This window comes from bacterium endosymbiont of Bathymodiolus sp. 5 South (assembly GCF_900128535.1).
Lineage (GTDB): Bacteria > Pseudomonadota > Gammaproteobacteria > PS1 > Pseudothioglobaceae > Thiodubiliella.
The window spans coordinates 1-4,061 of record NZ_FQTR01000146.1 but is presented as its reverse complement, the minus strand read 5'-3'; the positions used below and the strand labels follow the sequence as shown (position 1 = coordinate 4,061).

Annotated in this window: 1 protein-coding gene; it reads left to right on the top strand. The window is 40.2% G+C overall.

What is annotated here, in order from left to right:
- Positions 1-4,061: C80 family cysteine peptidase (locus BBROOKSOX_RS09250; RefSeq protein WP_139661305.1), on the top strand; the 4,061-nt coding region annotated here is incomplete at both ends.

Here is a 4,061-nt window from a genome sequence, read left to right as displayed (position 1 = left end):
GTTACAAAGACGGTGAATTAACCCAGCTTGACCCTTACACAGACGACAATTATCATCTTGTTGTTTCTGTGGGTGAGGATGGTTCGCTACAACTAAATAGATCGATAGAAGGTTTGGAAGGTAGGCTAAAAATTCGTGTTATGGCAGACAAGTCTGATACTACCTTAGCAGCCCTGTTGGAGTTAGAAAAGCGACTGCCTGATGGCACTTCAATGGCACAAATAAACATAAAAATGGGTGATAGCAGTGCCGACTGGTATGCCACGCATGGTGTAGCTGGTTACGCAGGTCTTGTGAGTGATTTAAGTAGCAGGTTCAATGTAAATGTGTTGGCGTACAGTCCTTCAGGTCCGAATAGAGGATCGTATGCTTATCGTTATAAAGGGGATAAAGACACAACAGTAGGCGGAGTAGCAGGAGCGGATAAGGTAACCAAAGATTTTATATTTTACGATGTACGCCCCTTCGGCTGTATTAGTTTTTCCTACAAAAAAGACAGAACTGTTGTTGTATACAATATTGCAAAAAAAACCAGTCTCAACAAAATACCTGTCACCATAATAAAGTCAGGCAGTTACTCTGAGCAAGAACTGTTGGAACAATTTAAGGGTGCAATAGATCTGATTGAGATCCCTGTTTCTAAAATAAAAATTATTACTCAAAATACTGTCATGAGTGATGACGATTACAAATCCATGGTGAAATTCTTATCTAAAGAGTTGAATGTTAGAGTTGAGGCGTATAACTTCGACGCTCAAACCAAACCATGGCTATCCATAAACTCTGGTGACCCCCAAATAACAGAAGACCTTAGTGTAAGACACCTAGCCGAAACCCAACCCTACAACGACGGAAAACTCCAAGCTTGGGAGGACTTAACCCAAGAACAAATCAACAAACTAAAAGCAGAATCCCAAAAAACCAAGCCTCAATTAGCCAACCACGACCACCAAGTCCTAATCCAAACCGAACCCGATGACAATGTCAAAGACAGCACGCTCAAGCTTGCCTTTAAGCACCCAACACAAACCACCATCGTACAAATGCAAAAAGACGGCACTCACCGAGTGGTTTACGGCACTCAGCTTAAAGACATCACAGGCAAAGTCAAAATGGTGGCTGTGGGTTACGGCAGAGAAGCAGAAGACGGCACTCAAACACTGGGCGGTAGAAGTGTTGATGAATTAAGTGCAAATATTACCACCATCAGTCAAGAACTCAATACAGACGCTACCACTATAAAACATGTTAGTCTGGTAGGTTGTAATCTAGCCTCAAACAATCCAACGGATGACAATACCAGCACTTACGGCGCAGAAATGTTGCAGCAACTCAAACAAACAGGTGTTGAAAGCATGAGTGCTAGAAGTGAGTATGTTGCCATTGGTCCAGATGGCAGAAAACTTACCTCAAGCACTGGCACAAGCGAGTGGAAACACAAAGACGGCAAAGCCAAAACACTTTATAGCTTTGATGAGCTTACTGGCAAAGTAGAGAGCCGAGTTTACGACGATAAAGGCACTTTGGTAAGATACAATGGCAAACATTTAAATGACGACTCACAATACAAAACCAACATCATATTCCAATTAGAAAACAAGGATGACACAGTCAAAAACGCCACTGATGCCTTAGCCAATAAACACCCAAAAAACAGCTATATTGCCAAGATGGACGAAGCAGGTAATATCAAAATTTATGATGTAGACGGCAACGAAGTTGCACTTAATGTCAATGGTAAATATCGTATCAATGTTGTGGGTCATGGATCATCAATGAAGACAATGGGTGCTGATGCGTTGTCTAATCGCATTACAGCTTTACAAGCAAAACTCAATATAGAGCAAACAGACGAAGGCCGTATTGCCTTAGTGGGTTGTGAAACAGACAAACCTTCCTCAAGTGGCACTGCAGCTGAAATTACCTCTTTAGCACAATTAGTTGCAAAAAGATTGTATGACAGCGGTAATGGCACCATCAACGCCGAAGTAACTGGCAGAACAACACAAATAGAAGTCAATGCTGATGGCACCAAAACCATGCTAACAGGAGGCACCAAGACCGTTTATAGCTGGGATACTGACAAAGGAGAAACCACCCAAAGAACTGAAGCTGTTAAAAGCCACAGTGAGAAGTTAGAGAATCCATTGGGTGGTTTTGATGAATACTCAAAGCTCTTGAATGAGTTAATTCAAAAAGAGGGTAAGGATGGTAGTAATTATAATTTTTTAAGAAAATTAGAAGCAGGTTTTCAAATGACTAAGGTGTTAGAATCAGGGATTCTGAAGACGAAAAATTTTGAAAGAATGGCTAACGATTTAGATAGGCATTTGCAAGTCCGAAATATCAAATACCAAACACAGTTTGATAAATTAAGTGCAATTGCACGCAAGTGTGCAGAGAATACTCTTGCCTATCATTTAGAAGATAAATTTAACAAGGGTGAGCTGGATGTTGATGCAAGCGTAGATATGTTAGAAGACATTCTTGGCTTGAGCCTTGAAGAGCAAATCAGACGCATTGCAGGTGTTAAAAGTGAATTTGAAAGGTTACTAAGTAAAGACGAGATTAACCTTGATCAAAATGCAGCTCGCAAAGCTTGGGCTGAGGAATGTGTGAGGGATGCATCAATAGTTGTTAATGGTATTACAGAATATCAACAAGCGTTAAGTGCATGGGAGAGGAGAACAGTAGTAAACCCGCTTGAAGTTTCTCCTGGCCCTAGGGACACACATTATGTTGTTGTTCAGTTAGAAGATGAGCCAACTATAGTAGAGAGTTCAGCATACATAGCAGGCAAACATTTTAAAAACTCCACGCTGATTCAAATGGATGAAAATGGTGATTACCAGATTGTGCATGGATCTAAATTACATGAAATAAAAGCAGATAATATTAAAATACTATTTGTTGGACATGGTGATGAAGAATTTAAGAAATCAGGAGATAGAACAGCCAATAACATTGTTAATTATGTTGTTACATTAAGGGGTGTATTGCCCGCTCAATCAAGCATTGACACAGTCGCTATAAAAGGATGTAATCCAGGCGATGATTTTGGTAGAAAGGTTGCAATTGGACTGAAAGAAAGGAGTATTGAAACTAAGGTCAGCTCTAGATTAGGTTCATCAAGACCAGCACTGGTCGGTAGAATGGTGGTTAGCAATCGCTATCATCTTGACGAAGGAAAAGTTGTTTGGGGTTACAAAGACGGCGAATTAACTCGACTTGACCCTTACACAGACGACAATTATCATCTTGTTGTTTCTGTGGGTGAGGATGGTTCGCTACAACTAAATAGATCGATAGAAGGCTTGAAAGGTAAGTTAAAAATTCGTGTTATGGCAAGTGATTTTGATACTACTTCGGCAGTACTGAAAGAACTAGAAAATCAACTGCCTGATGGCACTTCAATAGCAGAAATAAACATAAAAATGGGTCGTGGTAGTGCAGACTGGTATGCCACACATGGTACATTTGGTTACTCGGATCTTGTGAGTGATTTAAGTAGTAGCTTCAATGCAAATGTGTTGGCATACAGTCCTTCAGGTCCGAATAGAGGATCATATGCTTATCGTTATGAACATAGTGAATATACAAGAGTAGGCGGAATAGTAGGAGCGAATGGGGTGGTCAATAATTTTGAGTTTTACGATATACGCCCCACAGGCGATGTGTATTTTTCTTATAAAAAAAATAGCACTGGTGTTTTATACAGTCTCGCAAAAAGACCCAGTATCAACAAGATACCTATGGCTTCAATAAACTCAGACAGTTATTCTGAGCAAGAACTGTTAGAACAATTTAAAGGTGCAATAAATCTGATTGAAGATCCTATCTCTAACATAAGAATCATTACAAAAAATACTGCAATAAGTGATGACGATTACAAATCCATGATGAAATTCTTATCTAAAGAGCTGAATGTTAGAGTTGAGGCGTATAACTCCGACGCTCAAACCAAACCATGGCTATCCATGAACCCTGGTGACTCTCAAGTAACAGAAGACCTTGGCGCAAAACACCTGGCAGAAACCCAACCCTACAACGACGGAAAACTC